At 71.7% G+C, this 23,684-nt stretch carries 22 protein-coding genes; 9 read left to right on the top strand and 13 right to left on the bottom strand.

Annotated features, from left to right (window positions below):
• Positions 1-102: 102 nt before the first annotated feature.
• The 4 genes from ABZU46_RS12120 to glnA all read right to left on the bottom strand — a co-directional run bounded on the left by ABZU46_RS12120 (position 103) and on the right by glnA (position 3,227).
• Complete coding sequence (locus ABZU46_RS12120) at positions 103-480, bottom strand: VOC family protein (protein ID WP_354856677.1); 378 nt, start codon at positions 478-480, stop codon at positions 103-105.
• 127 nt (positions 481-607) lie between these two features.
• Positions 608-1,300: a YafY family protein gene (locus ABZU46_RS12115; RefSeq protein WP_354856675.1), complete on the bottom strand. Its 693-nt coding sequence runs from the start codon at positions 1,298-1,300 to the stop codon at positions 608-610.
• Between the two features lie 64 nt (positions 1,301-1,364).
• Positions 1,365-1,790: a DUF350 domain-containing protein gene (locus ABZU46_RS12110; protein WP_354856673.1), complete on the bottom strand. Its 426-nt coding sequence runs from the start codon at positions 1,788-1,790 to the stop codon at positions 1,365-1,367.
• A gap of 87 nt (positions 1,791-1,877) precedes the next feature.
• Positions 1,878-3,227: a type I glutamate--ammonia ligase gene (gene glnA, locus ABZU46_RS12105; protein ID WP_354856670.1), complete on the bottom strand. Its 1,350-nt coding sequence runs from the start codon at positions 3,225-3,227 to the stop codon at positions 1,878-1,880.
• Positions 3,228-3,465: 238 nt separating this feature from the next.
• On the opposite strand from glnA, the gene ABZU46_RS12100 reads away from it, so the two are divergent.
• The 3 genes from ABZU46_RS12100 (at position 3,466) to ABZU46_RS12090 (ending at position 7,887) form a co-directional block, all read left to right on the top strand.
• Positions 3,466-5,223, top strand: a complete 1,758-nt coding sequence (locus tag ABZU46_RS12100) for an NAD+ synthase (RefSeq protein ID WP_354856668.1) — start codon at positions 3,466-3,468, stop codon at positions 5,221-5,223.
• Positions 5,224-5,396: 173 nt separating this feature from the next.
• The gene (panB, locus tag ABZU46_RS12095) at positions 5,397-6,242 is read left to right on the top strand and encodes a 3-methyl-2-oxobutanoate hydroxymethyltransferase (RefSeq protein ID WP_354856665.1); all 846 of its coding nucleotides are present in this window, start codon (positions 5,397-5,399) and stop codon (positions 6,240-6,242) included.
• Positions 6,243-6,636: 394 nt separating this feature from the next.
• Positions 6,637-7,887, top strand: a complete 1,251-nt coding sequence (locus ABZU46_RS12090; protein ID WP_354856663.1) for a DUF222 domain-containing protein — start codon at positions 6,637-6,639, stop codon at positions 7,885-7,887.
• A 498-nt stretch (positions 7,888-8,385) separates the two neighbouring features.
• Here ABZU46_RS12090 and npdG read toward each other — a convergent pair whose 3' ends face one another.
• From npdG to ABZU46_RS12070, 4 genes are all read right to left on the bottom strand, one after another.
• The gene (gene npdG / locus ABZU46_RS12085) at positions 8,386-9,084 is read right to left on the bottom strand and encodes an NADPH-dependent F420 reductase (protein WP_354856662.1); all 699 of its coding nucleotides are present in this window, start codon (positions 9,082-9,084) and stop codon (positions 8,386-8,388) included.
• Positions 9,085-9,225: 141 nt separating this feature from the next.
• Complete coding sequence (locus tag ABZU46_RS12080) at positions 9,226-10,656, bottom strand: RNB domain-containing ribonuclease (RefSeq protein WP_354856660.1); 1,431 nt, start codon at positions 10,654-10,656, stop codon at positions 9,226-9,228.
• Positions 10,657-10,742: 86 nt separating this feature from the next.
• Complete coding sequence (locus ABZU46_RS12075; protein ID WP_354856658.1) at positions 10,743-11,657, bottom strand: histone; 915 nt, start codon at positions 11,655-11,657, stop codon at positions 10,743-10,745.
• Between the two features lie 82 nt (positions 11,658-11,739).
• Positions 11,740-11,943 carry a hypothetical protein gene (locus ABZU46_RS12070; RefSeq protein WP_354856657.1) on the bottom strand — a complete coding sequence of 68 codons (204 nt, stop codon included), beginning with the start codon at positions 11,941-11,943 and terminating at the stop codon, positions 11,740-11,742.
• A gap of 208 nt (positions 11,944-12,151) precedes the next feature.
• On the opposite strand from ABZU46_RS12070, the gene ABZU46_RS12065 reads away from it, so the two are divergent.
• Together ABZU46_RS12065 and ABZU46_RS12060 are read left to right on the top strand one after the other, a co-directional pair.
• A complete protein-coding gene (locus tag ABZU46_RS12065; protein ID WP_354856695.1) occupies positions 12,152-13,417 on the top strand; it encodes a M48 family metallopeptidase in 1,266 nt (421 codons plus the stop codon).
• Positions 13,418-13,476: 59 nt separating this feature from the next.
• The gene (locus ABZU46_RS12060; RefSeq protein WP_354856656.1) at positions 13,477-13,974 is read left to right on the top strand and encodes an NUDIX domain-containing protein; all 498 of its coding nucleotides are present in this window, start codon (positions 13,477-13,479) and stop codon (positions 13,972-13,974) included.
• A 10-nt stretch (positions 13,975-13,984) separates the two neighbouring features.
• Here the strand turns inward: ABZU46_RS12060 and ABZU46_RS12055 are convergent, their stop codons facing one another.
• Together ABZU46_RS12055 and ABZU46_RS12050 are read right to left on the bottom strand one after the other, a co-directional pair.
• Positions 13,985-14,851 carry an AraC family transcriptional regulator gene (locus ABZU46_RS12055; RefSeq protein WP_354856654.1) on the bottom strand — a complete coding sequence of 289 codons (867 nt, stop codon included), beginning with the start codon at positions 14,849-14,851 and terminating at the stop codon, positions 13,985-13,987.
• 118 nt (positions 14,852-14,969) lie between these two features.
• Positions 14,970-15,566, bottom strand: coding sequence for a GNAT family N-acetyltransferase (locus ABZU46_RS12050; RefSeq protein ID WP_354856652.1), 597 nt, complete (start codon positions 15,564-15,566; stop codon positions 14,970-14,972).
• Positions 15,567-15,632: 66 nt separating this feature from the next.
• Here ABZU46_RS12050 and ABZU46_RS12045 point away from each other — a divergent pair, with 66 nt between their 5' ends.
• Positions 15,633-16,508, top strand: a complete 876-nt coding sequence (locus ABZU46_RS12045) for a transglutaminase domain-containing protein (protein ID WP_354856649.1) — start codon at positions 15,633-15,635, stop codon at positions 16,506-16,508.
• A 6-nt stretch (positions 16,509-16,514) separates the two neighbouring features.
• Here the strand turns inward: ABZU46_RS12045 and ABZU46_RS12040 are convergent, their stop codons facing one another.
• Positions 16,515-17,468, bottom strand: coding sequence for a redoxin family protein (locus tag ABZU46_RS12040; protein WP_354856647.1), 954 nt, complete (start codon positions 17,466-17,468; stop codon positions 16,515-16,517).
• Positions 17,469-18,695 carry an epoxide hydrolase family protein gene (locus ABZU46_RS12035; protein WP_354856645.1) on the bottom strand — a complete coding sequence of 409 codons (1,227 nt, stop codon included), beginning with the start codon at positions 18,693-18,695 and terminating at the stop codon, positions 17,469-17,471.
• 256 nt (positions 18,696-18,951) lie between these two features.
• Here ABZU46_RS12035 and ABZU46_RS12030 point away from each other — a divergent pair, with 256 nt between their 5' ends.
• Positions 18,952-19,875, top strand: coding sequence for an expansin EXLX1 family cellulose-binding protein (locus tag ABZU46_RS12030; RefSeq protein ID WP_354856644.1), 924 nt, complete (start codon positions 18,952-18,954; stop codon positions 19,873-19,875).
• Positions 19,876-19,961: 86 nt separating this feature from the next.
• On the opposite strand, the gene ABZU46_RS12025 is transcribed toward ABZU46_RS12030, so the two are convergent.
• Positions 19,962-20,372 carry a hypothetical protein gene (locus ABZU46_RS12025; RefSeq protein WP_354856642.1) on the bottom strand — a complete coding sequence of 137 codons (411 nt, stop codon included), beginning with the start codon at positions 20,370-20,372 and terminating at the stop codon, positions 19,962-19,964.
• A gap of 451 nt (positions 20,373-20,823) precedes the next feature.
• On the opposite strand from ABZU46_RS12025, the gene ABZU46_RS12020 reads away from it, so the two are divergent.
• Both ABZU46_RS12020 and ABZU46_RS12015 read left to right on the top strand, forming a co-directional pair.
• Complete coding sequence (locus ABZU46_RS12020) at positions 20,824-22,050, top strand: CBM35 domain-containing protein (RefSeq protein WP_354856640.1); 1,227 nt, start codon at positions 20,824-20,826, stop codon at positions 22,048-22,050.
• On the top strand, positions 22,047-23,618 hold the full coding sequence (locus ABZU46_RS12015; protein ID WP_354856638.1) for a TIM-barrel domain-containing protein: 1,572 nt from the start codon (positions 22,047-22,049) through the stop codon (positions 23,616-23,618). Before ABZU46_RS12020 ends, ABZU46_RS12015 begins: the two co-directional genes overlap by 4 nt.
• Positions 23,619-23,684: the final 66 nt, after the last annotated feature.

Genomic DNA, 23,684 nt, shown 5'->3' with positions numbered 1-23,684 from the left:
GTGGCGGCGTCCATCGCACTCGGACACCGCCACATCGGCGACCTGGAGTCGATCATGCCCCTGGGACTGACGTCAGCCCCGGCGTGGCGGGGGCCGCGCGCGTCAGCCCTGGGTGGGCGGGGGTGCGAACACGCCGATGCGATTTCCCGTCGGGTCGAGCAGATGGGCGAGCGTGAGTCCGCTGGGTGCGGTCCGCGCGGGCACCAGCACCTTCGCGCCGGCGGCCTCGGCCCGCCGGCAGGTCTCCGCCACGTCGTCGACCTCGGCGTAGAACACCGCGTAGTTCGGGGACGTACCGTCGGTCGCCCGGATCGCGCCGCCGATCCCGGTGTCACCGCCGGCACCAGTCACCCGATAGGACCCGCCGCTACCGGCGCCCTGCTCCTCGAAGGTCCAGCCGAACAGCTCGCCGTAGAAGCGTTCCGCCTCCTCCGGCCGGTCGGTGCCGATCTCGAACCAGGTGATGGGCGTCGTGGACACGTGCTGCCTCCAGAGTTGCCGGGACGGCGGTTCGCCGTCGTCCAGAGCAGTTTCGGGGCCGTCCGCGACACCGTCCTGTCGGTGTTTCCGGATCACCCGACGGAGATCGGTGCGTGCCCGACCCGACTCAGACCAGGCTCAGCGGACGGACCCGTTCCCGGGGGATGTCGAGATCCGTCAGGCGGAGCTCCCGGACCACCACCTCGGGCAGCGCCCGGACGTCCCCGATCCGGTCGGTACGGAAGCAGCGCAGCTCGTCGCGCAGCCGGCACCAGGCGAGCAGATACCAGTGTCGGGGGTTGCCGAGGTAGCCCAGCGGCTCGACGTCGCGCACCGAGTCGGTGCCGGCGCGGTCGGCGTACCGGATGCGCAGCACCCGCCGCGCGGTGACCGCGTCGGCGACGGTGGCCGGGACGGGCGTGGCCGGCCCGTCGCCGATCAGGTGCACCCGGCCGGCGAGGCGGTGCGCCTCGGCGGCGTCGGCGGCCGGCAGCACCGCCACCAGCTTGCGCAGCGCGGTGGCGCCCGGCCCGGCGAACGGGGTGCCGGCGAGCCGGTACAGCGCGACGGCCATCGCCACCGCCTCGGCCGGGGTCAGGTTGACCGGCGGCAGGGTGCGGCTGCGGTCCAGAACGTAGCCGCCGGTGCGCCCGGGCTCGGCCCAGATCGGCACCCCGGCCTCCTGGAGCGCGCCGATGTCCCGCTCGATGGTCCGGCTGCTCACCTCGAAGTGGGCGGCCAGCCAGCGGGCGCTGCGGGGCCGGGGCGACACCGCCCGCAGCTCCTCGACCAGGGCGTAGAGCCGGTCCGTGCGGTTCATGCCCGGCACGCTACGGCCGGGGTACGACGACAGCCCGGGACGCGGCGCGCTCAGGCGACCGGCCTCAGGCGATGCAGGCGCAGACGATCAGCGCCGCGCCGAAGTGCGTGGCGGCGCTGACCCGGGCCGCCGGGTGCGGCTCGGACGAGCAGATGACCTCACCGAGCTTGCCGGGGGTGAGCAGGTCGAGCACGAAGAAGGCGAGCGCCATGATGGCCAGCCCGACGAGCCCGAAGACCACGGTGGAGGCCAGCCCCCGGCCGAAGTCGCTGTAGCTGGTCAGGATCGCCGTGAAGACGATGCCGGCGATGCCGAGCTGGTTGGCGGCGAGCAGCAACCCCGCGTTGGCGTTGCGCTCGACCCAGATCAGCTCCCGCAACCGCCCTGGGGTCAGCAGGTCGACGAGCCCGAACCCGGCAGCCATGAGCCCGACGCCCACGACCCCGAACACGACGCTCTGCCAGGCACCGCTGAGCAGGTCCTCCAGCACCGACTGCCTCCCGACTCTCCGCCCGGAGGGGTACCGGCGCGGTGATCGAGACGATAGCGGCAGCGCGCCACCCCGTCAGCCCCGCGACTACAGCGCCAGGTAACGCTGCCGCTCGTACGGGGTGACCTCGCGGCGGTACTGCTCCCACTCGGCCCGCTTGTTGCGCAGGAAGAAGTCGAAGACGTGCTCGCCGAGCACCTCGGCGACCAGTTCGGATCCGGCCATCACGTCGATCGCCTCGGCCAGGTTCTCCGGCAGCGCCTCGTACCCCATGGCGCGGCGCTCGGCGCTGCTCAGCGACCAGACGTCGTCCTCGGCGCCCGGCGGCAGCTCGTAGCCCTCCTCGATGCCCTTCAGGCCGGCGCCGAGCAGCACCGCGAAGGCGAGGTACGGGTTGGTCGCCGAGTCCAGCGACCGGACCTCGACCCGGGCGGAGTTCGGCTTGCCGTACGCCGGGACCCGGACCAGCGCGGACCGGTTCAGGTGACCCCAGCAGACGTACGCCGGGCTCTCGGTGATCCGGTCCGGCAGGGCCTGCGGGAACAGCCGCTTGTACGAGTTGACCCACTGGTTGGTGACCGCCGTGTACTCCCGGGCGTGCACCAGCAGGCCGGCGATGAAGGACTTCGCCACCTTGGAGAGCTTCATCGGGTCGCCGCTGTCGTGGAAGGCGTTGCGCTCGCCCTCGAACAGCGACAGGTGGGTGTGCATGCCGCTGCCCGGCTGGTCGGTGAACGGCTTCGGCATGAAGCTGGCCTGCACACCGGTGGAGAGCGCGACCTCCTTCACCACGTGCCGGAAGGTCATGATGTTGTCGGCGGTGGTCAGCGCGTCGGCGTAGCGCAGGTCGATCTCCTGCTGGCCGGGGGCGACCTCGTGGTGGCTGAACTCCACCGAGATGCCGATCCGCTCCAGCGCCAGCACGCCCTGGCGGCGGAAGTCGCGGGCCACCGCGTGGGTGGTGTGCTCGAAGTAGCCGCCGGTGTCCACCGGGGTGGGCACCGAACCGTCCTGCGGGCCGTTCTCCAGCAGGAAGAACTCGATCTCGGGGTGGGTGTAGAAGGTGAAGCCCTTCTCGGCCGCCTTGGACAACGCGCGGCGCAGCACGTGCCGCGGGTCGGCCCAGGACGGGCCGCCGTCGGGCAGCAGGATGTCGCAGAACATCCGGGCGCTCTCGCCGCTGACCCCACCCTCGAACGGGAAGACCTGGAAGGTGGTCGGGTCGGGCATGGCCACCATGTCCGATTCGAAGACCCGGGCGAAGCCTTCGATGGCCGAGCCGTCGAAGCCGATGCCCTCCTCGAAGGCCGCTTCCAGCTCGGCGGGCGCCACCGAGACGCTCTTGAGCGTGCCCAGCACGTCCGTGAACCACAGCCGGACGAACCGGATGTCCCGCTCTTCCAGCGTACGGAGGACGAACTCCTGCTGACGGTCCACTTCCCCAACCCCTCGCGACAACTCTTTTGTCCGCCTTGGTCGGGCTGTACCCGACCTGACCGCCCAGTGTTCCCGGGCCTGGTTACGCAGACGTTACGCGAACCGCCGCCGTCCGTCCCCTCGCGTCCCGCCGCCGAACGGTACCGATCCGGCCTGGCCGTCGCGCGGCGCTCGCGCGTGGCCGCCATCTCGTCCGACGGTACGGATTGCTCCGGTCAGGCTGAGGCAAGATGAGGACATGCCCACCCTGCGTCTCGCCCTGTCCCAGGTCAACCCGAGCGTCGGCGACCTCGCCGGCAATGCCGACCTGGTCCGCAGCTGGACCCGCCAGGCCGCCGACGCCGGCGCCCAGCTCGTGCTCTTCCCGGAGATGATGCTGACCGGCTACCCGGTCGAGGACCTGGTCTTCCGGCGTTCCTTCGTCGCCGCGTCCCAGGCCGCCCTCCAGCGGCTCGCCGCCGACCTCGCCGAGGACGGTCTCGGTGACCTGCCGGTCGTGGTCGGCTACCTGGACGCCGACGGGCCGCCGCAGATCAGCGGGGACGCCGAGCCGGGCCGGGGTGCCCGCAACGCCGCCGCGCTGCTGCACCGGGGCACGGTGGTCGCCCGCTACTTCAAGCACCACCTGCCCAACTACGGCGTCTTCGACGAGGACCGCTACTTCGTCTCCGGCGACCAGCTGACCGTGGTGCGGATCGGCGGGGTGGACGTCGCGCTGACCATCTGCGAGGACCTGTGGCAGGCCGGCGGCCCGTTCGCCGCCGCCCGGCAGGCCGGCGTCGGCCTGGTGGTCAACATCAACGGTTCGCCGTACGAGCTGAACAAGGACGACATCCGGCTGCCGTTGGTTCGCCGCCGGGCCGCCGAGGCGAACGCCGCCATCGCGTACGTCAACATGATCGGCGGCCAGGACGAGCTGGTCTTCGAGGGCGACTCGATGATCGTCACCTCCGACGGCGAACTGCTCACCCGCGCCCCGCAGTTCGTCGAGCACCTGCTCGTGCACGACGTCGAGCTGCCGGCCGCGACCACGGCCCCGGGCAGCCGGAACGTCGCGGACGACATGCGGGTCGCGCACCACACGGTGGACGTGATCCCGCCCGCGCCGTCCGGCCCGGCCGCCGCCGGCGGGCTGATCGAGCCGGTGGCCGACGAGGCCGAGGTGTGGCACGCGCTGGTGCTCGGCCTGCGCGACTACGTCAACAAGAACCGGTTCGCGTCGGTGGCGCTCGGCCTCTCCGGCGGCATCGACTCGGCGGTGGTGGCCGCCCTCGCCGTCGACGCGCTCGGCCCGGACCGGGTGGTCGGGGTGTCGCTGCCCAGCCAGCACTCCTCCGAGCACTCCCGTGAGGACGCGGCCGACCTGGCCAAGCGCACCGGGCTGGACTACCGCGTCGAGCCGATCCAGCCGATGGTGGACGCCTTCCTCGCCAACCTGTCGCTGTCCGGGATCGCCGTGGAGAACCTCCAGGCCCGGGTCCGCGGTGTCATCCTGATGGCGCTGTCGAACCAGGAGGGCCACCTGGTGCTCACCACCGGCAACAAGAGCGAGCTGGCGGTCGGCTACTCCACCCTGTACGGCGACTCGGTGGGCGGCTTCAACCCGATCAAGGATGTCTGGAAGACGCTGGTCTGGCGGCTGGCGAAGTGGCGCAACGCGGACGCGGCCCGCCGCGGCGAGACCGCCCCGATCCCGGAGAACTCGATCGGCAAGCCGCCGAGCGCCGAGCTGAGCCCGGGCCAGCTCGACAGCGATTCCCTGCCCGACTACGACGTGCTGGACCCGATCCTGATCGGCTACGTCGACGGCGACCTGGGCCGCGACGGGCTGGTCGAGTCGGGCCACGACCCGGCCGTCGTCGACAAGGTGCTGCGGCTGGTGGATACCGCCGAGTACAAGCGACGCCAGTCGGCGCCCGGCACGAAGATCTCCATGAAGGCGTTCGGCCGCGACCGTCGTCTGCCGATCACCAACCGCTGGCGCGAGCACGGCTGAGCCCGTACACCCGGGTCGGGTCATCGGACCCGGGCCGGCGCGTGCGGCGTGCCCGGTGCGCGACGGTCGTGAGTGACATCTTCCACTGCGCCCTGCCGTCGCCGGGCCTGGCGGTGCGACGATCGCGACGGAACCCGGGGACCGCGCAGGCGGCCTCGAGGAAGGAGACAGTCATGACCGAGTCCACTCCCAACGAGGTGACCGCGCTGTACGGCGGACCGGCCACCCGTCGGGTCCGCACCCGCGACCTGATCGCCGCCAAGGAGCGTGGCGAGCGGTGGCCGATGCTCACCTCGTACGACCAGTACACGGCGGGGATCTTCGACCGGGCCGGCGTGCCGGTGCTGCTGGTCGGCGACTCGGCCGCGAACAACGTGTTCGGCTACGAGACCACCCTGCCGGTGACCGCCGACGACCTGCTTCCGCTGGTACGGGCCGTGGTGCGCTCGACCCAGCAGGCCCTCGTCGTCGGTGACCTGCCCTTCGGCTCGTACGAGGAGGGCCCCACCCAGGCGCTGCGCACCGCCGTCCGGTTCATGAAGGAGGGTGGCTGCCACGCGGTGAAGCTGGAGGGCGGCCGACGCTGCGCCGCGCAGATCGCCGCGATCGTCGGGGCCGGCATCCCGGTGATGGCGCACATCGGCTTCACCCCGCAGAGCGAGCACACCCTGGGCGGCTACCGCGTACAGGGCCGGGGCGACACGGCCGACGAGGTGCTGGCCGACGCGCGGGCGGTGGCCGAGGCCGGCGCGTTCGCGGTGGTGCTGGAGATGGTGCCGGGTGAGGTGGCCAAGCAGATCACCCACGAATTGGCGATCCCCACGGTCGGCATCGGCGCCGGCCCGGACACCGACGCCCAGGTGCTGGTCTGGCAGGACATGGCCGGCCTGCGCACCGGCAAGGCCCCGCGCTTCGTGAAGCGCTACGCCGACCTGGCCGACGTCCTCACCGACGCCACCCGCCGCTTCGCCGACGAGGTCCGCGGCGGCGAGTTCCCGGCAGCCGAACACACCTTCTAGAGCGCTGAACGGGCCACGAGCCGCGGGCCGAGTCCCTGGGCCACGGACCGAGTCCCTGGGCCACGGGCCAAGTCCCTGGGCCGCAGGCCGAGTCCGCGGCACACGGACCGCAGGCCGAGTCCGCAGGCCGAGTCCACGGGCCGCAGGCCGCGGCCGTCACCACCGGCGATCTGCGTGGCGGTGTGGCCGGGTTGCCTGCTGCCCGCTCCTCGCCGGCCCCACCTCCTTTGGGCACGACGAGGGGCGGCACGACCTGGAGCGGACTGGGAGCGGCGGGGCCGGCGGCACGGTGTTCCCGTTCACCGGCTGGTCCCTCCGCTCCCAGTCTGAAGCGCTGACGGCTCAATCGATCTTGGTCGCTGAAAATGTCGTACAGGTGTTCTAGTCTCGGGCCATGATGGAGGGGTTGGCGCAGGCAGAGGCCGCGGTCACGGCCTGCGCCGATTCGGCCACCTGGGCTCTGCCCGAGCAGGAACTGATCGCCGCGCTCGACGCCACGCACCGCATCGAGCAGCGCCTCGCCGCCGTCAAGCTGGCGCTGATCCGAGAGTTCGACGGCCGGCGCGCGGCGACCGCGCAGGGCGCGTCCTCCACGGCGGTGTGGCTGCGCGAGCGTCTGCACCTCACCGTCCCCGCCGCCCGCCGCATCGTCGACCTCGCCACCACCCTCGACACCGGCAACCCCGGCATACGACAGGCACTGGCCGACGCCGACATCACGCTCGACCAGGCCCGGGTCATCGCCGACACCGTCACCACCGTCGAGGCCGCCGCCGGCAGCGCGGCGGCCGACAAGGCGGTCGGCTTGCTGGTCGAGTGGGCTGGGCAGTTCGACCCCACCCTGCTGCGCAAACTCGGCACCCGCATCCTCGACCACGTCGCCCCCGACATCGCCGACGCCGCCGCCCAGGCCGCTCTCGACGCCGAGGCCCGACGAGCCGCCCGCGACCGCCACGTCACCCTCTCCACCCTCACCGACGGCCGTCTGCGCCTCACCGGCATCCTCGACACCGAAACCGCCGGCCTGCTCCGCGCCGCCATCGACCCACTGACCGCGCCCACCGGCCCCGACGACCAACGCTCCCCCGGCCAACGCCGCCACGACGCCCTCGCCGACCTGTGCCGACTCAGCCTGCGTACCGGCGAGCTACCCGAGCACGGCGGCGAGCCCGCGCAGATCGTCGTCACCACCAGCTACGACGGCCTCGGCCGGCAGTTCGGCGGAGGCACGTTGGACACCGGTTTCGAGCTCGCCCCGGAGACCGTGCGGCGCCTCGCCTGCGACGCCACCATCCTGCCCGCCGTCCTCGGCAGCGCCGGCCAACCACTCGACGTCGGCCGACAACGCCGCCTCATCACCGGCCCACTCCGCCGCGCCCTCGTCCTGCGCGACCGCGGCTGCGCCTTCCCCGGCTGCGACCGCCCACCCCGCTGGTGCGACGCCCACCACATCCGACACTGGGCCAACGGCGGCGACACCAGCCTCGACAACTCAGTGCTCCTCTGCGGCCACCACCACCGACACATCCACCACGGCGACTGGACCGTCCACCTCGGCGGCGACGGCCACCCCGAATTCATCCCACCGGCCTGGCTCGACCCCGAACAGGTCCCCCGCCGCAACCACTACCACCGGCGGACGTGACCACACCGAGGCAGCCAATCACCCCAGTCAGGCCGCCGTTCAGCCTCGTTAGCTCGTGGTCAGATGCTGCGCGTGCGTGAGCCGACAAGGCGTGCCGTGGGGTGCAGCCTGGCGGCGCATGGGCCGAGCCGCCCGGCCTCGGCGCGACCGAGCATGGGCGGCTCGATCGGTAGCGACACCTGGCTCGATCGGTAGCGACACCTAGTTTTCGCGCACCTGGCGAGTGTCGGGCAGGTCGAGGTACGCCAGCAGCCGCAAGAGCCCGCTCACATGCGAAAGGTCGTGCCACAGCGACACGACGACCTCCGGATCATCTCGCTGTAGGAGGCTCGTCAGCTCTGCGAGGCGATCCTCAGCACCCCATCAGCATCGGTCACGCCGCATGGTCCCTCAGGGCGCTGTCATCTGACCAGCCGATTCAGAGCGACCGGGCAGACCCTGGCCGTCCGGCCAAGAGCGGTGCGCCCGACCGTCCCTACCCGGAGCGGACGTGCGCTCTCAGAGGTCGGTGACGCGGATGCCGGCGTGCGCCTTGTAGCGCTTGTTGATGGCGATCAGATTCGCGGTGAACGCCTCGATCTGGTGGGCGTTGCGCAGCCGGCCGGCGTAGATGCCGCGCATTCCGGGGATCCGGGCGGCGAGCGCTCCGACGATGTCGACGAGCTCCCGGTCTTCGGTGCAGATCAGCACGTCGAGGTCGATCCGGTCGACCTCGGGGTCGGCCAGCAGCGGGGCGCTGACATGGTTGAACGCGGCGCAGACGCGGGAGTCGGGCAACAGCGCGGCGGCCTGCTGGACGGCGCTGCCCTCGGCGACGGGGAGGGCGTACGGGCCCTGCTTGTCGAAGCCCAGCGGGTTGACGCAGTCGACGACGATCGTTCCGGCGAGCGGCTCGGCGAGGGCGGCGACGGTGGCGGCGTGCCCGTCCCACGGGACCGCGATGATCACGACGTCGCTGCGGCGAGCCACCTCGTCGTTGGCCGCGCCGGTGATGCGGACGTCGGCCGGCATCCGGGGCAGAGCGGCGATCTCGGCGGCGGACTCGGCGGCCCGCTCCGCCGATCGGGAGCCGATCAGCACCGTCTGCCCGGCCCGGGCGAGCCGGTAGGCGAGGCCACGGCCCTGGTCGCCGGTGCCGCCGATGATGCCGACCGTCAGCCCGGACACGTCGGGCAGCGTGCTCGCGTCGTATGCCATGGGCTCATCCTCGCAAACCGCCCGGTCCGTCAGCAGCGCGAGCCGCTGTGACAATCCCCGCTACCCGAGCGAACCACTCCCGAACGACACCGCTCCCGAACGACACCGCCCCCGAACGACACCGCCCCCGAACGACACCGCTCAGGCCAGCTCGAACAGCACCGTGCGGGCCGTGGGGTCCGCGGTGACCAGGCGGACCCGGACCCGTTCGCCGAGCGGCAGCGCACCGAGGCAGCGGCCGCGTACCGGTGGGGCGTCCAGGGCCACCGTTCCGCCGGGCGGGCGGGGCCGGGACTTGCCGTTGGGCGGAGCGTCGACGTCGAGCACCGCCGCGTCGAAGGTCTCCCCCACCCGGTGCTCCAACAGCACCGCCTCGGTGAGCTCGACGGCGCCGCGGCTGGCCGCCGAGGCGGTCCGGTCGGTGCTGGCCATCACCTCGGGCAGCCGGGGCAGCGCCGCGCGGGCCCAGTCGGGCACCTCGCGGCCCGCGTGCAGGGCCAGGCAGACCTCGGTGGCGTACCGGTCGGCGAGGCGCCGCAACGGCGCCGTGACATGGGCGTACGCGGCGGCCACCCCGCCGTGCTCCGGCTGCTCCGGCCGAGTGCCGTCGAAGGCGGTGTACGCGGCGCCGCGCATCAGCTCGGCCGCCTGGTCGATGAACGCGGCGGAACGCGGCTGCGCGGCGTCCAGGCCGGCGATCACCTCACCGGGGCCCGCGCCGTCCGGCCAGTGCACGCCCAGCGGAGCGGCGGCCGCCCGCAGGCGTTGCACCGCCTCCGGCTTCGGTGCCGGCATCGTCCGCAGCAGGCCCACCCCGGCGGCCAGCATGATGTCGGCAGCGGCCATCCCGGTCAGCAACGAGATCTGCGCGTTGTGCTCCTCCATCGGCACCGGCCCGCGCAGCACCAGCCGCCAGCCGTCACCGTCGGGCTCCACGTCCTGCTCGGGTAGCGGCAGGTTGATGGCGCCACGGCGCAGCCCCCGGGCCGTCAGCCGGTCGCCGATCTCGGGCAGCAGCGCGATCGGCTCGGGCAGCCGGCCTGCCTCGGCCGCCGCCTGCACGCCGGTGTAGTCGAGTTTCGCCCGGCTGCGCACCAGGGCGCGCTCCAGCTCGACGGCCACGGTGCCGCCGTCGGCGTCCAGGTCGATGGTCCACACCACGGCGGCGCGGTCGTCGTCGGGCAGCAGGCTGGCCGCGCCCTCGCTGAGCGTCAGCGGGTGCAGCGGCACGTTGCCGTCGGGCAGGTAGACCGTCTGCCCGCGCCGCCAGGTCTCCTCCTCGAGCGCGCCGCCCGGCTCGACGTGCGCCGCGACGTCCGCGATCGCGTACCGCACCCGGTAGCCGCCGCCTGGGCGGCGGGCGAGGTGCATCGCCTGGTCCAGGTCACGTGAGGTGGCCGGGTCGACCGTCACGAACGGTATGTCGGTGCGGTCGACGGACGGCCGGGGCGGCGCGGCAGCCGCCGCGTCGGCCTCCCGTTGGGCGGCCGCCGGGAAACCCTCGGGCAGGCCGAGTTCGCGGCGCAGCGCGCCGAAGTCGATGCGGGGCGCGAGTACGCGTCGGATGACCACGGGGTCAATCCTGACAGCGCCACCGGTGATCCGCTTCCGGTGACCGGCCGAGATCTCCGTGGGTGTCGAGCCGAGGCTGCCTGCGCTCAGCCGGTCGCCTTGCGGGCGGTGCTGCGCGTACCCCGTGGGGTGGTGGCTCGTGCGGCGACCGGGCGGGCGGGTGACTTGCGGGCGGTCACCGTGCGGGCCGGCGCCTTGGCCGCGGTGGTCTTCTTCGCCGGGGCCTTCTTCGCCGCCGCCTTGCGGGCGGTGATCGAGGAGGTGCCGGTCGCCTTCGCGGCCGGCGCCTTCTTCGCCGGGGCGTTGCGGGCGCCGCCGCTCGGGCGGGTGGAAGCGGTCTTCTTCGCCGCCGCCTTCTTGGCGGGCGCCTTCGTCGCCGCCGTCTTCTTCGCCGGGGCCTTCTTGGCGGCCGTCTTCTTCGCCGTGGACGCCTTGGTCGCGACCTTGCGCGCGGGCGCCTTCGCGGCGGCGGTCGTCCTCTTCGCCGCCGACGCCGTGGTCTTCTTCGCGGCGCTTGTCGTCTTCTTCGCCGTACCCGTCGTCCTGCTCGCGGCGGTGGTGCTCTTGCGCGCTGGGGTCCGCTTCGCGGCGGTGGTCGTCTTGCGGGTGGCGGGCGAGGTCCTGGCCGGGGCCTTCTTCGCCGGAGCCTTCTTCGCCGCCGCGCTGGTCCTGGTCGCGGTCTTCTTCGCCGCAGCGGTCTTCTTCGCCGCAGCGGTCTTCTTCGCCGCAGCGGTCTTGGCGGCGGCGGTCGTGGTGGCGGCCGTCTTGGAGGGAGCGGCCTTCTTCGCCGGGGCCTTCTTCGCCGCCGCGGTGGTCTTCTTGGCCGGCGCACGCCCCGCGCCGCCGGCCGCCTTGCGGGCCGGCGCCTTCGCGGCGCCAGTGGTGGACTTGCGCACGGGGGTGGTCCGGCTCGCCGCCGTGTTGCGCTCCGCCGCGGCGGTCTTCTTCGCGGTGGTGCGTCGGGCGGCCGGACGGGTGGTGGCCTGCTGTGCTTCGGCCATCGTGGTTCCCTCCTCGGGGACGTGCTCTCGCGTGCGTCCTCGCGGAGCACGAACTACCGCGACGCGGGCCGTCCCGCGCCGTCTACCTGTCGTCCCCGGCCCAACGGGCGTCCTCGGCCTCCCACGCCTCGTTCCGCTCCTGCACTCGCTGCAGGGCGTTCTCCGCGTCGGCCGCCGAGTTGTACGGGCCGAGGACGTGCTTCGCCGGACACACGTCGGTGTCCGTCTCGACCCGGTGGTGCCGGGTGCACCAGTAGAACTGCCCATTACGTCCGCTGTCGCTCATGGCAATCACTGTGCACCGCGAACCGGCTGACCGCCACCGGATCACACAAGTCGCCGAACCCTCTCCACAGTAGAGACGCTTACCGCGCTCCGGGCGAAAACACCGAAAGAAGTGCAGGTGGGGGCACTGGACGCGCGAGAACGCCGGTGACCGAACGGTCGATTCCCGCGTACGGCGATCCGGGGCAGGATTCGTGGCCGTGATCAACATGGCGACCGGCGCGGGGGCGTGCCCGGGATGCGGAACCACCACCGCATCGCTTCGGGACGCGGTGCCGTGGTGCCCCGGCTGTGAGTGGAACCTGGACGCCTACGACCCCCGGCGGCGCGAGCGCGAGTTCGGCTGGACCTGGGTCGACAGGTGGACCCACCGGTTGGCGTTCCAGGCGACCGGGCGGCAGTTCCGGCAGTTGGTTGGCCGCCCGCTCGGTGATGGCGGGTCGAACGGGGCACGGGTGCTGACCGCGGTGGTGTCCCTGCTGCTGGTCGCGGCCGTGCTCGCCCTCGCGGTCGTCGGCGGGTGGCTGATCGTGGCGTTCCCCTTTCCCAACCTGGCGATCGTGCTGGGCGTGGCGATGGTCGGCCTGGCTGTCGCTCTGCGGCCGCGCTTCGGCCGGGTCGACCCGGATCTGGAGGTGCTGTCCCGCGACCGGGCGCCGGAGCTGTTCGGGCTGATCGACGAAGTGGCCGCGGCGATCGGCGCACCAGCGCCGCACGTGGTCGGGGTCGACGGCGACATCAACGCGTACGCGAACGCGGTCGGGGTGCGACGCCGCAGGGTGCTGGGGCTCGGGCTGCCGTTGTGGGGCTCGCTTCCCGCCGGCGAACGGGTGGCGTTGCTCGGGCACGAACTCGGCCACTTCGTCAACGGCGACCCGCGTCGGGGTCTGCTCACCCAACCCGCGTTCACCATGCTCGCGTCGGCCGCCGACCTGTTCCGGCCGGTACGGACCACCATCGGTGCCGGCCTGGTGGAGATGGTGGGTGACGCGCTGGGCCGCGCGTTCCAGTGGGTGGTGTCCCGGGTGCTGTTCGGCGCGTACCTGGTGCTGGTGAGCGTGGCGCTGCGGGACAGCCAGCGCGCCGAGTACCTGGCCGACGACCTGGCCGCCCGGGTCGCCGGCACGACGGCCGCCACCGGCCTGCTCGACGCCCTGCTGGCCGGCGAGTCGATGGCGTTGGCGGTGCGCGTCCAGACGCGGGCGGGGCACGGCCCGGACCGCTGGCGATCGGCGTTCGCCGAGGCCCGGGCGGCGAGCAGCGACCGGCTGCCGCTGCTGCGCCAACTGTCGGTCCGCGACGAGGCCTCGCTCTTCGCCGCCCACCCGCCGATCGGGCTACGCCGCCGGATGCTCGCCGGACGCCCGTGGCAGGACCCTGCTGTGGTGCTCACCCCCGCCCGGATGGAGCGGATCGACGCCGAGCTGGCCGGGGAGTACGCGCGCTTTCGTCGTACCGTCGCCTGGTCGGGCTGAGCGCGGCGCGGCGCTGCCGGGACGGCGGCGGGCGCCCACGCGCGGCCTATGATCGCCCGATGGCGGTACCGGACTACATCGTGGGGATGCGCAAACACGTCGGCCACGACCTGCTGTGGCTGCCCAGCGTCAGCGCGGTGATCCGCAACGACGCCGGCGAGGTGCTGCTCGGCCAGCGCTCCGACGACGGACGGTGGTCGGTGATCAGCGGCTTCGTGGAGCCGGGCGAGCAGCCGGCCACCGCGCTCGTCCGGGAGGTACGGGAGGAGACGGGCCTGGACGTGACGCCGGTACGGCTGTCCAGTGCCGTCTCGCACCCGCACACCTACCCCAACGGGGACCACTGCGAATACCTGAACCTGGGCTTCGTCTGCCGGGTCGTGGCCGGCACCGCCCGGGTCAACGACGACGAGTCGCTGGCCGTGCGGTGGTTCCCGCTCGATCGGCTGCCCGAGTTGGACAAGCACGCGCTGCTGGTCCTCGCCTACGCGCTGCGCGAGAACCCGTCAGCCGGCTACCTCCCGCCCGGCACGACCTGGGACGACGTCCCCGCCTGAGCCGCGTCCGTCAGGCCGCGACGCGCTCGACGGGGATCCACAGTTCGGCGTCCGCCGTGGTCCCGTCCGCGGACACCCGGACCCGGGAGATCTCCGGTCCCGGTCGGCTGCGGTACGGGTTGGACGGGAACCACTGGGTGAAGACGTCCCGCCACAGGTACTGCACGGCCTGCGGGAACGCGCCGGAGGTGGTGAACACCGCCCACGTTCCGGCCGCCACCGGCAACGCGTCCAGGTCCTCCGGCGGCGTGGCGCCGGTGACCGCCCCGTGCCAGTAGTCCAGCTCGCTGCCCTCGGCCCGACCGTCGGCGAGGTTGTCGCTGACGTTGACGACCCCGGCCGGCTCCTGATCGGAGAGCGCCTCGATCCGGGCTGTCGTTCCCGCGTCGATGCTGCGGATGAACGCGACGATCGCCGGGTTCATCCCCTCGTGCACCAGCGGGACGCGGGCCTTGCGCCCCACCAGCGCGAACGCGTCCTTGGTGACGATGCGGTACTCCATGCTGCCACTCCCTTCCACGGTGAGTCGGAAGGACATCCGGGGCTGGGCGCGCAGCGCTGCCCCCGTACGCCGAGCTTCTCCCGGCCCCACGCCGTGCACGGCGCGGAACGCCCGGGCGAACGCCTCGGCCGATCCGTAGCCGTAGCGCACGGCGACGTCGAGCAACGTCCGCTCCCCCGCCAGCACGTCCGCGCCGGCGACGGTGAGCCGACGCCGACGGATGTACTCCGACAGCGGCATGCCGGCCAGCGCGGAGAACAGCCGCCGGAAGTGGTACTCCGACGTCAGCGCGATCCGCGCCAGGTCGGCCACCTCGATCTGCTGGTCGAGGTGCCGCTCGATGTGCGCCATGGCCTCGTTGAGCCGCTCCAGCACCCGGACCTCCTTTCCCTGACGAGCAGCAACGCTAGGCGGCAGGGCAGGTGGCCCACCCGACATCCGATGCCCGCAACGGTCGGGTGGGCGGGGAGGCAGGGCTGGCGGCGTCCACGGCTCAGCGGGGTGACTGCTGCATGATCCAGGTGGGCACGGGCTCCGACAGCGACCCCACCACCTCCCAGCCGGCGCGGCGGTACAGCTCGACGTTGGCCGGATTGCTGGTCTCCAGGATCGCCGGCAGGCCGTCGGCGGCGGCGCGGGCCAGCCCGACCCGCATGACCACGCGGCCCCAACCGCGCCCGGCGCTGTCCGGGTGGGTGCCGAGGACACCGAGATACCAGAACGGGTACGTCGGCAGGGCCGCGTGCACGGCCTCGTCGTAGCCCTGGACGCGGGCCCGCACGTCAGCGGGGTATCGAACTTCCGCCGGCGATCCGTGCCCGGCCGCCGGCGATCCGTGCCCGGCCGCCGGGGATTCGGCCGGGGGCTCCCAGATGGCGACGGACGCACCGCTGCCGATCGTCCAGATCGACGACCGGTGCACCCGCCTGTCGAAGAGGTTCCCGAAGAAGGTGGCGGCGTAGCGCGGATAGGTCGCGTCGTCGGGGAAGAGGTGCCGCAGGACGGGATCCTTGACGAACGCGGCGACCAGCGAGCCGACCACCGCGAAACGGTCTGCTGGTGTGGCGATGGTGATCACGGGCGCTGTCACAGCAGGCGACACTATCGCGTGCGGACGCCTTGACCCTGACACGGTGGCAGGACGAAGACTTGCCCCATGGACGTCGACAGCTACCGACAGCACTCCCCGTACAGCGACCCCGGCCGGCATGGCGCACTGCTCGACGCCGTGCCCGCCGACATCGCCACCGTGGCGGCGACCGCCCGCAACGTGATCGTCCACTACCGCGCCGGCGGCGTCGAACTGCCCATCGACCGGCTCGACGAGGTGAACAGCCGCTGGGTGGACCGCATCCTCGACACCGACCAGTCCCGCTTTGCCCTGCCCCTGCGCACCGAGCGTCCGGCCGTCGACCGGGTGGCCGGCTGCTGCCGCGACCACACGCTGCTCTCGGTCGCGCTGCTGCGTCAGCACGGTATCCCGAGCCGCAGCCGGGTCGGCTTCGCCTCCTATTTCACGCCCGGCTGGCACCACGATCACGTGCTGGTGGAGTACTGGAACGGCCACCGCTGGGTCTGGGCCGACCCGGAGGTCGACCCGGCCGGCGACTGGCCGTTCGACGGCTACGACATCGACCCGACGGCAGGGCTCTTCGACTCGGCGGCGCGGGTCTGGTCGGCGTACCGGGCCGGGGCGATCGATCCCGACTCCTACGGCGTGAGCCCGGAACTGCCGATCCGCGGCCCGTGGTTCATCCATGAATACGTCCTGCACGAGCTGGCCCATCGGCGCAAGGACGAGTTGCTGCTCTGGGACGGCTTCGGCGCGATGACCGACGACCTCGCCGACGCCGACCTCACGCTCGCCGACGAGATCGCCGCGTTACTGCTCGCCGCCGACGGCGGCGACGAGGCCGCGGAGAAGGCACTCGCCGACCGGTACGCGACGGACGCCCGCCTACGCCCCGGCCCCCAGGTACGCACCATCTCGCCGTTCTCGGGCGAGGTCAGCAGGGTCGACCTGCGCCGCTGACCGGGCCTATCCGAAGGTGAAGGCGTACGCCTCGGCGCCGGGCTCGCCGAACGTGACCTCCAGGGTCCGCTCCCGGACCGCGCCGTCCTGGCGGACGAGCTGGTGGAGGCGGCCGTCCTCCAGCACGCCGTTGCCGGCCTCGTCGACGTCGACGCCGTGGGACGGGCCGGGAGCCTCGCCGTCGAGGAGCACCCGGAACGGGATCGACCGTCCCGCCCCGGGGGCCAGCACGAGATGCGCGTCGCGGGCGTGGAACCGGAGAGCGATGCTGCCGCCGGCCCGATCGACCACGACGTTCTCCGACCCGATCGTCCACTCCCCGGCGAGGGCCCACTGGTTGAGGGCCAGGGCATCGGGGAGGTCGTAGGCGCGGCGTTCGTCGAGCGCGGGGCCGTTCGGCGACGCGAAGTGTTCGCCGCGACTGAACCCGAGGTACGTCTCGGGCGTCCGCAGGTTGCCCCAGTCGGCCTCCGCCTCCGGGCCGAGCCCTCGCACGGGTACGGGGGCGCGCTCGACGCCGAGCAGTTGCTGAAGCCTCCGCTCGGACTGCTCGTAGCGCCCCTCACCGAAGTGCTCGTCGCGGATGACCCCGTCGGTGTCCACGAAGTACAGCGCCGGCCAGTACTGGTTGTCGAAGGCACGCCAGATCGCGTAGTCGTTGTCGACCGCGACCGGGTAGTCGATCGAGCGCGCCGCGACCGCCCGGCGCACCCAGTCGACCTGGTGCTCGAAGGTGAACTCCGGGGTGTGCACCCCGACGACGACGAGGCCGTCGTTGCGGTATGCCTGCGACCAGGCCCGGACGTACGGCTCCTGGCGCAGCCAGTTGATGCAGGTCAGCGTCCAGAAGTTCACCAGGACGACGCGACCCCGCAGCTCGGCGGGGCCGAGCGGCGCGGAGTTGAGCCACTCGACCGCCCCGCCGAGCGGCGGCAGGTGCGCACGACCCAACGCGGCCATCTAGCGAAGCGACCGGAAGGCGGTGCGAACCTCTTCGGAAAAGATCTTCGGCTGCTCCCAGGCCGCGAAGTGCCCGCCCACGTCGAGCTTGTTGAAGTAGATGAGGTTCGGGTACGCCTGCTCCGCCCAACTCTGCGGGGCCTCGTACAGCTCGTCGGGAAAGACGCTCACGGCCACCGGGACGTTGACGCCCTTGGCGGCGAAGAACGAGAGCTTGTTCTCCGCGTACAGGCGGGCCGCCGAGATCGCGGTGTTCGTCAACCAGTAGAGCGAGATGTTGTCCAGGATGTCGTCGCGGGTCAGACCCGCCTGGGCGCCGTCGAAGACCTGCGCGATCAGGGCCAGACTCTTCGCGTCGTGGTCGAGCAGGAAGGCCGCCAGGCCGACCGGCGAATCCGCCAGGCCGGTGAGCGTCTGCGGACGCGTCGCCATCATCAGGGCGTACGCGACATGCTTCCAGACGTAGTTGGCTTCCTCGGCGGCACGCATCTCGTCGGCGGACAGACCCGAGGGCAGCGAGCCCATGGCGTTGTTCGCGCCTGTGGTGTCGCCCTGGAACAGCAGGTCGATCTCGGTTGGGATCGCGCCGGGCATGTTGGTGTGGATGCCGAGCAGTTCGGGGGGCGCCTGGATGCCCATCTGGTCCACGATGACCGCGCCCCAGTCGCCGCCCTGGGCGACGAACCGCGAGTAGCCGAGACGCGTCATCAGCTCGGTCCACGCGGTCGCGATCTTCTGCGGGTTCCAGCCCAACGCTGTCGGCTTGCCCGAGAAGCCGTGGCCGGGTAGCGACGGGATCACCAGGTGGAAGGCGTCCGACGCGCTGCCGCCGTGGGCGGTGGGGTCGGTGAGCGGCTCGATGATCTTCAACTGCTCGATCACCGATCCGGGCCACCCGTGCGTGACGATGAGCGGCAGAGCGTCCTCGTGCTTGGAACGCACGTGGATGAAGTGAATGTCCACCCCGTCGATGGTGGTCATGAACTGCGGTAGGGCATTCAGCCGTGATTCGACCTTGCGCCAGTCGTACTCATTTTCCCAATAACGTGCGAGGGCCTGGATCGTCGCGAGTGGCACGCCCTGCGACTGGTCGTCGACGATTTCCTTTTCCGGCCAACGCGTGGCCGCGATCCGCCGTTTCATGTCGTCCAGGTCCGCTTGCGGGATTTCCACCTGCATCGGGCGAATCTCCGTGGTGCCGGGACGGGTCTTCGTCTTGACCGCCATGCGTGCTTCCTCCCTGTCTGAGTTCGCGCCTCGCGAGGGAAATCATCGGGTGAGGGCATTGCCCGGACTTCTGCGCCAATGTCGAGAAGGGCACGCCACCGCCATATCTCGGAGCCTAGAACGCCGCACGCAGGCGCCGTGGCCATACGAGAAGTCACGGCGGACGCAACGGACTGCGCACCCGCCGGTTCCGGGGCGTGACGGTCCGCTCGACGGCTTTGCGCTGCCGTGGCACGGTGCGGCAACATCAGCCGCCGTGACGGCAGCACCAAGCACGGATGCGGAGAACGCCAACCCGGCCGGCGACAACGGCACGCCCCGGTTGAATCGGCGGGTCAGGCACTGGTTGGCCGGTACCGGGATCGCCGCCCTGGCCGCCGTACTAGGCATCACCCTCGCCGTACGCGGCGGCGCCGCCCCGGCCTGCGCCGCGCCGCCCGCGGGCAACACCGTCCACAAGGGGACCGCGAGCTTCTACGACGCGGGCCGCTCAGGCGGCACCTGCTCCTTCCCGGGCCCTCCCGCCGACCGGCTCTACGTGGCCCTCGGCGCGTCCCAGTACGCCGGGGCGGCGGCCTGCGGCAGCTACCTGGACGTCAGCGGCCCGAAGGGCACGGTCCGGGTGATGGTCATGGACCAGTGCGGCGGGTGCGGACCCAGCAAGATCGACCTCTCCGACGAGGCGTTCGCGCGGATCGCCGACCGGGCGCAGGGCATCGCGCAGGTGACGTACCGGGCGGTGGTGGACCCTCCGCTCGACGGCGGCCTCACCTTCCGGCTCAAGGGTGGCGCGTCGCAGTGGTGGTTCGCCGTGCAGGTCGGCAACCACGGCAACCCGCTGCGCTCGGTCGAGGCGCAGGGGTCGAGCGGCGGCTTCCGCAAGGCGGCCCGCCAGGTCGACAACTACTGGACCATCGAGGACGGGATCGGCCCCGGGCCGTACCGCATCAGGGTTACCGACGTGTACGGCCACAGGACGACCGCCACGAACATCCGGATGGTCGCGAGGCAGGTGCAACGCACTACGGCCTCCCTCGCCTCGCCCCCGCCGAGCAGTCCACCCACGTCCGCGCCGAGCCCCACCATCGCGCCCTCACCGACCCCGGCCGAGTCGACCGCACCACCGGCGACAGTCGAGGCCCTCGCCGGCGCAGCCCCACTGGACCGCCCCCGCTGCTGACCAGGTGAACGACAAGGGCGACGCTGGCCCGCAGAGGGGTGTACAGGTTGCCGCGGCTGGCTTCGCCGGTCCGATCGTCCAGACCGCTAGGGCATTCCCGCGTAGCGGAGCGGCAGCGGAGGTCGCGGCCGGCGCCAGACGACGTAGGCCATGATGACGGCGGCGGTCAGAACCACCACCGCGATGATGAAGATGTACCAAGGCGATCGGTCGCCGACCTCGCGCACTCCCAGACAGGGATGGCTCTCGCCGTAGGCGACACGGATACGCTCGCCGATGGTCACGGCTCGGTTTGCAACGACCGACGAGCGAAAGCTCACCTCACACACCACGCCACGCTCGGTGCTGAACTGAACCGTCAGGATGGTTCGCGTCCCGTGCCCCTCGACGTCGAGCACCTCGGCCGATGCCTCCGATCTCCGCTGCTCGCCTGCGAGCGACCAGGCGACAAGCGCCGCGCCCGTCATCGCGAGAGCGAGATAGAACGCCGAGAACACTCGTAGAAAGGTTCGGCTCGGCCGTCGACGGGGCATGGTCGGCACTTTAGAAGGGCCCGGCAACGCAGCCGGACCCGGCGGGATTCTGAGTTGCGTCGGGGCAGGTAGGGGGCTGAGGATCCGCGATTGCCGCTTCCTAAGGCGCCACGCTGTACCGGTTGGACACCCTCAACTGGCGCACGGGGCGGTTCCGGCCGACACCTTCCTCGGCGATTCGCCTCGAATCATCGACGAACGCGGACACATCTGGTAGCTACCCGCGTGGGCACGGTGACGCGTGGACTCGCCGCGCTCGGCGCCCCCGCTGCTGACCCGCCCCTCCCGTGCCACGGTCGTCAACCTGTGCGCGTAAGAGAGAAGGGACACCCTCCGACGCCCGTTGACAGGTGTTTCCGTCGAGTGACAGCGTTGTCAACGACTTATTTCCTCCATATGAGACGAGGAGCGCATCTTGCTCTATCGGAACTCACCGCGCCGTCGCGCGACAGCAGTCGTCGCTGTCGGCATTCTCAGCACGGGGCTGGCTCTCGCTCCGTCCGGGCCGGCGCAGGCCAGCCACCACCAGGCGCAAGACTCAGCCGTACGGTCGGGCAACGCCCGTTTCGAGGTGCTGTCCCCGACCCTGATCCGCACCGAGTACCAGAAGGACGGCAGGTTCACCGACGCCGCCACGTTCAACGCCATCGGGCGCGACGACTTCCCCCGTACGCGTTTCACGAAGCAGGTCGAGCACGGCTGGCTCACCATCGACACCGGCGCGATGACGTTGCGTTACCAGGTCGGCTCGGGCGCGTTCACCGCCGACAACCTGACGGTGCGGCTCAAGACCGGCAAGCAGCTCGTGCAGGGTCAGCCCTGGGCCGGCCACACTGCTCCGGCGTGCGCGTTCGGTGCGCTCTGCGAGGCCGAATCACTACAGCTGAGCGGTCCCGGCGTGGCCACCGACCACCGGGGATACACCGGGCGCGGCTTCGCGGCTGGTTTCGCCTCGTCCGGCGACTCGGTCACGTTCGCGCTCGACGCGCCGGCAGGCGGCACGAAGCAGCTCTCCGTCCGCTACGCCAACAGCACCGGCGGCGACGGCCAGAACGTGGCCCGCACCCTGACGGTTCTCATCGACGGCGACTCCGGCCGTACGCTGACGCTGCCGCCCACCGCGAACTGGGACACCTGGGGCCTGGCCAGCGTGCCGGTCGACCTCACCGCGGGTCGGCATGAGATCACCGTGGTGCGGGGCCCCAACGACTCCGGCAATGTGAACATCGACAGCCTCGCGGTGCTCAACCCGGGTGATCCGTTCCCGGCGCCGGCCGCGCCCGAGCCGCAGTCCCTGCGATTCGGCACGTTGGGTGAGGCCGAGACCGGCGCGCTGACCGGCGGCGCGAAGCCCGCGAACGACCACAACGGCGCTTCCGGTACGGGATTCCTGGCCGGTCTGGAGAGCACCACGGCTGCCGTCGCGCTCACCGTGACGGATGTTCCGTCCCCGGGTGACTACCAGGTGCAGATCCGCTACGCCAACGGCCAGGCCGGCGCCCAGCCGAGCCAGGCGCGGACGATGTCGGTAACGGCCGGAACGGCGGCACCGGTCACGGCGACCTCGCGCCGACCAGCGGGTGGGACTACTGGAACACCGTCTCCGTCCCGGTCCACCTCGACCGTGGCACCAACACGGTGACGCTGGGGTGCCCCACGGACGCCAGTTGCAACGTCAACATCGACACGGTCGCCGTCACGAGCAAGGGCTCCCCGCTGCTCGCCCCGCACGCGCCGCTCGGCGGCTACCGCCGGGGCCTGGACGGCGTGACCGGTGCCGCGCTCACCGCCCCGGGCCTGCTCTACCAGGACGGCTGGTACCTGCTCGACGACTCGGCCTCGGCCCTGAGCACCACCAAGCCCCGGCCCGCCGCCGAGCAGGACGGCTACGTCTTCGCGTACGGGCAGGACTTCACCCGTGGCCTCAAGGACCTGTCGACCCTGACCGGGCCCACGAAGCTGCTGCCCAAGTGGGCGTACGGGGTGTGGTACTCCGAGTACTACGACCGCACCGCCAGCGAATTCCAGGACCTGGTGGCCCGGGCCAGGGCTGAGGGCGTACCCATGGATGTTCTTGTCCTCGACACCGACATCAAGGCGCCGGACAAGTGGAACGGCTGGAGCATCGACCCCACCCGGATCCCCGACCCGAAGGCGTTCTTCGACTGGGCCAGCAAGCAGGGTCTGCACACCGGCATCAACATCCACCCGAGCATCCTCGGCTCGGACCCGAAGTTCGCGCAGGCGCAAGCCACCGCGAAGGGCAAGCTCCAGCGCGTCGGCTGCAACGGCGGCCCCGACTGCTACGCGTTCGACTTCGGCGACCCGGACCAGCTCAAGGCGTACCTGCAGCTGCACGACGAGATGCTGCCCAAGGGCACCAAGGGCCCGGACCTCTGGTGGCTGGACTGGTGCTGCGACAACACGAAGTCCTCGCTTGCCGGGGTGACCGCGGATGCGTGGATCAACCAGCAGTACGCCGACAAGACCGGCTTCGCGTTCTCCCGCGCGTACGGCTCGTTGCAGGCCGGCGGCTACAGCAGCCCGACCCCCGTGTCGACCGGCCCGTGGGCCGACAAGCGCACCACGCTGCACTTCACCGGTGACACCACCTCCGACTGGTCGACCCTCCAGATGGAGGTCGGCTACACGCCGGGCGAGTCCGCCGCGACCGGGCTCGCCGCGGTCAGCCACGACATCGGCGGGCACACGGGCGGCCTCCATGAGCCGGGCACCGAACCGGGCAGCACCAAGCTGCCCGACGACCTCTACGCCCGGTGGGTGCAGTTCGGCACGTTCCAGCCGATCGACCGGCTGCACTCCAACCACAGCGACCGGCTGCCCTGGCAGTACGGCCCGGAGGCGAACGCGTCGGCCAAGAAGTTCCTGAACCTGCGTAAGGAGCTGCAGCCGTACACCTACGCCGCCGCCAAGGAGGCCACCCGCACGGGTACGCCCATCGTCCGCTCGATGTACCTGGCGTACCCGAATGAGCAGGCCGCGTACGGCACCGCCGGTTCCCAGTACCTCTACGGCCCGGACTACCTGGTGGCACCGGTGACGACTCCGGGCACCACCGCCACGACGTCGGTGTGGTTCCCGCCGGGCAACAGCTGGACCGACATCTTCACCGGGAAGACGTACCGGGGCGGCACCACACAGAACATCACCACCACGCTGGACACCATGCCGGTGTTCAAGAAGCACTAGACGAGTAGATCCTTACCTGGCTGGAGCTGTAGGCGCAGGCGGCGGTAACCGTCGGTAGCCTCCGTC

This window comes from Micromonospora sp. NPDC005197 (genome assembly GCF_040608295.1).
Lineage (GTDB): Bacteria > Actinomycetota > Actinomycetes > Mycobacteriales > Micromonosporaceae > Micromonospora.
The sequence above is the reverse complement of the archived record's forward strand: the minus strand, read 5'-3'. Positions and strand labels throughout refer to the sequence as shown.

Excerpts from the sequence above, each read along its gene's own strand:
- ABZU46_RS12115 (WP_354856675.1), bottom strand. The coding sequence starts at position 1,300 with ATGAACCGCACGGACCGGCTCTACGCCCTGGTCGAGGAGCTGCGGGCG.
- ABZU46_RS12100 (WP_354856668.1), top strand. The coding sequence starts at position 3,466 with ATGCCCACCCTGCGTCTCGCCCTGTCCCAGGTCAACCCGAGCGTCGGC.
- panB (WP_354856665.1), top strand. The coding sequence starts at position 5,397 with ATGACCGAGTCCACTCCCAACGAGGTGACCGCGCTGTACGGCGGACCG.
- ABZU46_RS12090 (WP_354856663.1), top strand. The coding sequence starts at position 6,637 with ATGATGGAGGGGTTGGCGCAGGCAGAGGCCGCGGTCACGGCCTGCGCC.
- npdG (WP_354856662.1), bottom strand. The coding sequence starts at position 9,084 with ATGGCATACGACGCGAGCACGCTGCCCGACGTGTCCGGGCTGACGGTC.
- ABZU46_RS12075 (WP_354856658.1), bottom strand. The coding sequence starts at position 11,657 with ATGGCCGAAGCACAGCAGGCCACCACCCGTCCGGCCGCCCGACGCACC.
- ABZU46_RS12070 (WP_354856657.1), bottom strand. The coding sequence starts at position 11,943 with ATGAGCGACAGCGGACGTAATGGGCAGTTCTACTGGTGCACCCGGCAC.
- ABZU46_RS12065 (WP_354856695.1), top strand. The coding sequence starts at position 12,152 with ATGGCGACCGGCGCGGGGGCGTGCCCGGGATGCGGAACCACCACCGCA.
- ABZU46_RS12060 (WP_354856656.1), top strand. The coding sequence starts at position 13,477 with ATGGCGGTACCGGACTACATCGTGGGGATGCGCAAACACGTCGGCCAC.
- ABZU46_RS12045 (WP_354856649.1), top strand. The coding sequence starts at position 15,633 with ATGGACGTCGACAGCTACCGACAGCACTCCCCGTACAGCGACCCCGGC.
- ABZU46_RS12040 (WP_354856647.1), bottom strand. The coding sequence starts at position 17,468 with ATGGCCGCGTTGGGTCGTGCGCACCTGCCGCCGCTCGGCGGGGCGGTC.
- ABZU46_RS12035 (WP_354856645.1), bottom strand. The coding sequence starts at position 18,695 with ATGGCGGTCAAGACGAAGACCCGTCCCGGCACCACGGAGATTCGCCCG.